Below are 6,276 nucleotides of genomic sequence, written 5' to 3' on the forward strand. Positions count from 1 at the left end.
GCCGGTCACCTCGTGAGGTGACCGGCCGTCGTCGTGGGGCCCGGCGGATCAGGCCTTCGCCGCGGCGTCGTCCTGACCGGCGAAGTGCCGGCGGTACGCGCCCAGGGTGAGGAACGCCGGGTACTCCGGCGGCAGGGCCGACTCGCAGAACACGCGCACCGCGTCCTCGAACCGGTGGCCCTCGGGCAGCGGGCCGGCGAGGATCCGAGCGTGCTCCTCGCGGATCAGCTGCTCCATCCAGCCGCGGTTGGCGGTCCGCACGCCGCCCTCGGTCAGCTGCACACCGGTGCCGTTGTGTGCCCACTGCCAGATCTGGGACCGGGAGATCTCCGCCGTGGCGGCGTCCTCCATGAGTCCGTGGATCGCGGCGGCGCCGTTCCCCCGCAGCCAGGACTCGATGTAGCGGATCCCGACCTCGATGTTCATCCGCACGCCGGCCTCGGTCACCGAGCCCGTGGTCGCGGCGACGTCGAGCAGGGCGGCCTCGTCCGGCACCACGTCCTCGCGGCGGCGGGTGCGGATCTGGTTCGGGGCCTCGCCGAGCACGGCGTCGAACTCCTCCCGGGCGACCGGCACGAGGTCCGGGTGCGCCACCCACGAGCCGTCGAAGCCGTCGCCGGCCTCGCGGGCCTTGTCCGCGCGCACCTTCTCCAGCGCGGCGGCGTTGGCCTCCTCGTTCCGGCGGTCCGGGATCACGGCAGACATGCCGCCGATCGCCGAGGCGCCGCGCCGGTGGCAGGCCCGGACCAGCTGCTCCGTGTAGGCCCGCATCATCGGCTGGGTCATGGTCACCTCCGAGCGGTCCGGGAGGACGAACTCGGCCCCGCGGTCCCGGAAGTTCTTGATGATGGAGAAGATGTAGTCCCAGCGGCCGGCGTTGAGGCCCGCGGCGTGGTTGCGCAGCTGGTACAGGATCTCCTCCATCTGGAACGCCGCGGTGATCGTCTCGATCAGCACGGTGGCCCGGATGGTGCCCTGGGGGATGCCCAGCTCGTCCTGCGCCGCCACGAACACGCAGTTCCACAGCCGCGCCTCGAGATGGGACTCGAGCTTGGGCAGGTAGAAGTACGGGCCGTGGCCGCGGCGGATCAGCTCGTCGGCGTTGTGGAAGAAGTACAGGCCGAAGTCCACGAGGGCGCCGGCCATCGGCTCGCCGTCCACGCGGATGTGGTCCTCGAGGAGGTGCCAGCCGCGCGGGCGGACGATGATGGTCGGCCGGTCCGTGAGCTCGCGCTCGCGCAGCCGGTACTCCTTGCCCTCGGGGGAGGTGAAGTCGATCTGGTCGCGGATCGCGTCGAACAGGTTGACCTGCCCGTCCAGCATCCGGTCCCAGGACGGCGTCGAGGAGTCCTCGAAGTCGGCGAGCCAGCCCGAGGCGCCCGAGTTGAGGGCGTTGATCGTCATCTTCCGATCCACGGGGCCGGTGATCTCCACGCGGCGGTCCTGCAGGCCGGGGGCCAGCGGCGCCACACGCCAGGAGTCGTCCTCGCGGACCCGGCGGGTGGACCGCAGGTAGTGCGGGTTCCAGCCGTCGGTGATGCGGCGCCGGGTGTACTCCCGCTCCTCGAGCAGCCGCCGGCGGCGGTCCTCGGCCAGCCGGTGCAGGCGGCCGAGGAACGCCAGCGCCTCGTCCGTGAGGATCTCGGCCTGCCGCCCGTCGACCGGCCCGTGGACGGTCACCACGGGGGCGGCGCCCTCGGGGATGACGACGGGGATGGCCTGGGTGCTCACGTCATGCGGCAGGGGCGTGTGCTCCCGAACGTCGTCGGCATGGATCTCGTGCAGGGTGGGGGTCGTGGTCTGCGGGCTCATGGGACTGCCTCCTCGCGGTCTCGGCTGAGCGGATCAGTGGAACTGGCCGGACTCCGTGGAGCCCGCCAGGGCCACCGTGGAGCTGTCCGGGTTGATGGCGGTGGACACGGCGTCGAAGTAGCCGGTGCCGACCTCGCGCTGGTGCTTGGTCGCGGTGTAGCCGCGGGCCTCGTCGGCGAACTCGCGCTCCTGCAGCTCGACGTACGCGGACATCTGGCGCTCGTTGTATCCCTTGGCCAGGTCGAACATCGAGTGGTTCAGGGCGTGGAAGCCGGCCAGCGTGATGAACTGGAAGGTGTAGCCCATGGCGCCCAGCTCGCGCTGGAACTTGGCGATGGTGTCGTCGTCGAGGTTCTTCTTCCAGTTGAAGGACGGCGAGCAGTTGTAGGCCAGCATCTGGTCCGGGAACTCGGCCTTGACGGCCTCGGCGAACTTCCGGGCCAGCTCGAGGTCCGGCGTGCCGGTCTCCATCCAGATCAGGTCCGCGTGGGGGGCGTAGGCCTTGGCGCGGGCGATGCAGGGCTCGACGCCGTTGCGGACCTTGTAGAAGCCCTCCGCGGTGCGCTCACCGGTGATGAACTCGGCGTCGCGCTCGTCCACGTCCGAGGTGATCAGGGTGGCCGCCTCGGCATCGGTGCGGGCGATGATCACGCTGGGCACGTCGGCGACGTCGGCGGCCAGGCGGGCGGCGTTGAGCGTGCGGATGTGCTGGCCGGTGGGGATGAGCACCTTGCCGCCGAGGTGGCCGCACTTCTTCTCGGAGGCCAGCTGGTCCTCCCAGTGCACACCGGAGGCGCCGGCGGTGATCATCGACTTCATGAGCTCGTAGGCGTTGAGCGGGCCGCCGAAGCCGGCCTCGGCGTCGGCCACGATCGGCACGAGCCAGTCCTCGACGCTGCTGACGCCCTCGGCGTGCTCGATCTGGTCCGCGCGCAGCAGGGCGTTGTTGATGCGGCGCACCACCTGCGGCACGGAGTTGGCCGGGTACAGGGACTGGTCCGGGTACGTGTGGCCAGAGAGGTTGGCGTCCGCGGCGACCTGCCAGCCGGAGAGGTAGATGGCGCGCAGCCCGGCCTTGACCTGCTGGACGGCCTGGTTGCCGGTGAGGGCGCCGAGGGCGTTGGTGAACTCACCGCGGGCGTTCTCGTCCTTCAGCTGGGTCCACAGCTTCTCGGCGCCGCGGCGGGCCAGCGTGTGCTCCTCCTGGATGCGGCCGCGGAGACGGACGACGTCCTCGGCGGTGAAGCTGCGCTCGACGCCGGCCCAGCGGGGGTTGTTGTCCCAGTCGTGCTGGAGCTGTTCGGCGGAGGCGGGAGTGGAGTGGTGGGGCTGGGTGGTCATGACGTCCTCCTGAGGATCGGTCCGGTTCGTGAAGGGTTCGGTGCGACGTGTCCGTCGCTGCCGTTGACATCCACCTTGGCCCCGGGCAAGGCCCTCTGGAGCACAAAATCGGTGGAAACTCCGGCCGTTCCTGCCACTGGGTCAGAACGTGACAGTCCTTGCGCCCCCATGTGGCATGGATCACGGCAACGGCCCCCCGCTTGTCAAGAATGTGACTTTCTTTCCGTCACACGTGATCTCCTCCCCGGTTCCGTCTACAGTTCCGCGCATGATGACCCGCCCGCTTCCCGAGGACAGCGCGACCGTGGACACCGTCGCGCTGGGCCGCCGCGTCCGGCACCTGCGCAAGCAGGCCGGCCTCACCCTGGACCAGCTCGCGGAGCGCACGGGAGTGAGCGGCTCCCACCTGTCCCTCGTGGAGAACGCCCGCCGCGAGCCGCGGCTCTCGCTGGTCCAGCGGATCGCGGAGGTCCTGGGCGTGCCGGTCGAGGACCTGCTCACCGGCCGGGCCCCCACCCGGCGGGCCGAACTGGAGATCGAGGTCGAACGGTTCGCGCGCTCGGAGCACTACGCCTCCCTCGGCCTGCCGCCGCTGCGCATCGGGCCCCGCACCCCCACCGAGGTCCTCGAGGTGATCGCGGGGCTGGAGGCCGAGCTGCGCCGTCGCCTGGAGGAGCAGGCCGCCACCCCCGAGGAGGCGCGCCGCGCCAACGCCCAGCTGCGCGCCCGGATGCGCGCGGTGGACAATCACTACCCCGACCTCGAGGCCGAGGCGCATCGGCTGCTCGACGCGATCGGCCACACGGGCGGGCCGCTGGGCCTGCACGCGGTCTCGGAGCTGGCCGAGCACCTCGGCTTCACCCTGCGCTTCGTCCCGGACCTGCCGCACTCCACGCGCTCCGTCACGGACCTCAAGCACGGGCGCATCCACATCAGCGGCTCCCGCTCCTCGGACCACGACCGCCGCACCGTGGTGCTCCAGGCCCTCGCCGCCGCCGTCCTGGGCCACGGCGAGCCGCGGGACTACGAGGACTTCCTCGCCCAGCGTGTGGCGGTGAACTACCTGGCGGGCGCGCTGCTCATGCCGCAGCGGGCGGCGTCGTCGCTGCTGCGGGCCGCCCAGAAGCGCCGGGACCTGTCCGTGGACGACCTGAAGGACGCGTTCGGCGTCTCCTACGAGGCCGCCGCGCACCGGTTCACCAACCTGGCCACCGTGGACCTGGGCATCCGCTGCCACTTCCAGAAGGTCCACGAGACCGGGGTGATCCACAAGGCCTACGAGAACGACGGGATCGTGTTCCCCGCCGACCACACCGGTGCGATCGAGGGCCAGCAGGCGTGCCGGAAGTGGGGCGCACGGCAGGCCTTCTCCCGCAACGACCGGTTCCGCGCCCACACGCAGTACACGGACTCGCCCAACGGGACGTTCTGGTGCACCTCGATGATCGAGAACGGCCCCGACGGGCTGTTCGCCCTCTCCGTGGGCACCCCGTTCGAGCATGCCCGGTACTTCCGCGGCGCGGACACCCGCCACCGGGTCACCTCCACGTGCCCCGATCCGCGCTGCTGCCGCCGCCCCGACCCCGAGCTCGAGGCCGCGTGGGGCGGGCACGTGTGGCCCGCGGCCCGCATGCACGCGCATCTGCTGGCGGCCATGCCCACGCAGACCTTCCCCGGTGTGGACGAGCGTGAGGTCTTCGAGTTCCTCCAGGCCCAGGAGGAGCGGGAGGGCTGAGGACGACGCCGGCCCGCACCCTCACGCGAGGGTGCGGGCCGGCGCGGCGGACGGCGGGGTCAGCCGATGCTCTTGCCGGCCGAGTTCAGCTCGGTGCAGGCCTGGACCACGCGGGCGGCCATGGCCTCCTCGGCCTTGGCGCCCCACACGCGGGGGTCGTACTGCTTCTTGTCGCCGACCTCGCCGTCGACCTTCAGGACGCCGTCGTAGTTCTCGAACATGTGCCCGGCCACCGGGCGGGTGAACGCGTACTGGGTGTCCGTGTCCACGTTCATCTTCACGACGCCGTACTCCACCGAGTCGGCGATCTCCTGGGCGGCGGAGCCGGAGCCGCCGTGGAACACGAGGTCGAACGGGCGCTCCTTGCCGAACTTCTCGCCCACGGCCTGCTGGATCTCCTGCAGGATCTCCGGGCGCAGCTTCACGTTGCCCGGCTTGTAGACGCCGTGCACGTTGCCGAAGGTCAGCGCGGTGAGGTAGCGACCGTGCTCGCCGAGGCCGAGGGCCTCCACCGTGGCGATGCCGTCCGCCACGGTGGTGTAGAGCTTCTCGTTGATCTCGTGGGCCACGCCGTCCTCCTCGCCGCCCACGACGCCGATCTCCACCTCGAGGATCTGCTTGTTGGCGTGGGTGCGGGCGAGCAGCTCGCGGCCGATCCGCAGGTTCTCCTCGAGGGTCTCGGCGGAGCCGTCCCACATGTGGGAGTTGAAGATCGGGTCGCGCCCGGCCTTCACCTCGGCCTCGGAGGCGTCCAGCAGGGGCAGGACGAAGCCCTCGAGCTTGTCCTGGGGGCAGTGGTCCGTGTGCAGGGCGATGTTCACGGAGTACTTCTTGGCGACCTCGCGCGCGAACGCCGCGAAGGCCAGCGAGCCGGCGACCATGTCCTTCACGGAGGAGCCGGAGAAGTAGGCGGCGCCGCCGGTGGAGACCTGGATGATGCCGTCCGAGCCGGCCTCGGCGAAGCCGCGGATGGCGGCGTTCAGGGTCTGGGAGCTGGTGACGTTGATCGCCGGGTAGGCGAAGGCGCCGTTCTTGGCGGCGTCGATCATCTCGGCGTACTTCTCCGGGGATGCGATGGGCATGCTGCAGCTCCTAGGCGTCGTCGACTCGGGCAGGCGGGGGAGCGCGGCGGGCGCGCCGCCCTCGGGCTCATCCTATCCGCGCGGCCGGACCCGCCCCAGGGCCCCGGGCCCGACGGCGACGCCGGCCTGGGCACGGGCCCGTCGCTGGCCTAGGGTGAGCTGCGTCACATTCACATCCGAGAGACCGGAGACCGCCATGGCCCCCGCACGCCGCCCCTCCCGCCCCCTCGCCCTGGCCGCCGCCGTGGCCGTCGTCGCCGGGTTCGGCGCGCCGCACGCTGCCCTGGCCCAGGAGTCCGCCCCGGC

Annotated in this window: 4 protein-coding genes; 1 reads left to right on the forward strand and 3 read right to left on the reverse strand. The window is 71.4% G+C overall.

The features are described from left to right. Nucleotides 1-48: 48 nt before the first annotated feature. The gene (gene aceB, locus HMPREF3105_RS04200) at nt 49-1,812 is read right to left on the reverse strand and encodes a malate synthase A (RefSeq protein ID WP_080772563.1); all 1,764 of its coding nucleotides are present in this window, start codon (nt 1,810-1,812) and stop codon (nt 49-51) included. 33 nt (nt 1,813-1,845) lie between these two features. Then, nucleotides 1,846-3,153: an isocitrate lyase gene (gene aceA, locus HMPREF3105_RS04205; protein WP_012750705.1), complete on the reverse strand. Its 1,308-nt coding sequence runs from the start codon at nt 3,151-3,153 to the stop codon at nt 1,846-1,848. Between the two features lie 268 nt (nt 3,154-3,421). On the opposite strand from aceA, the gene HMPREF3105_RS04210 reads away from it, so the two are divergent. Continuing rightward, complete coding sequence (locus HMPREF3105_RS04210) at nt 3,422-4,888, forward strand: helix-turn-helix domain-containing protein (RefSeq protein ID WP_044658650.1); 1,467 nt, start codon at nt 3,422-3,424, stop codon at nt 4,886-4,888. 59 nt (nt 4,889-4,947) lie between these two features. Here HMPREF3105_RS04210 and fbaA read toward each other — a convergent pair whose 3' ends face one another. After that, entirely contained in the window at nt 4,948-5,970 is a 1,023-nt protein-coding gene (gene fbaA, locus HMPREF3105_RS04215; RefSeq protein WP_041103616.1) for a class II fructose-bisphosphate aldolase, read from the reverse strand. Nucleotides 5,971-6,276 lie beyond the last annotated feature (306 nt).

Origin of the sequence: Micrococcus sp. HMSC31B01 (genome assembly GCF_001816085.1) — a bacterium.
Taxonomy (GTDB): Bacteria; Actinomycetota; Actinomycetes; order Actinomycetales; family Micrococcaceae; genus Micrococcus; species Micrococcus luteus.

Bases quoted from the DNA above. Each gene is read 5' to 3' on its own strand.
- fbaA (WP_041103616.1), bottom strand. From the start codon at position 5,970: ATGCCCATCGCATCCCCGGAGAAGTACGCCGAGATGATCGACGCCGCC.
- aceA (WP_012750705.1), bottom strand. From the start codon at position 3,153: ATGACCACCCAGCCCCACCACTCCACTCCCGCCTCCGCCGAACAGCTC.
- HMPREF3105_RS04210 (WP_044658650.1), top strand. From the start codon at position 3,422: ATGATGACCCGCCCGCTTCCCGAGGACAGCGCGACCGTGGACACCGTC.
- aceB (WP_080772563.1), bottom strand. From the start codon at position 1,812: ATGAGCCCGCAGACCACGACCCCCACCCTGCACGAGATCCATGCCGAC.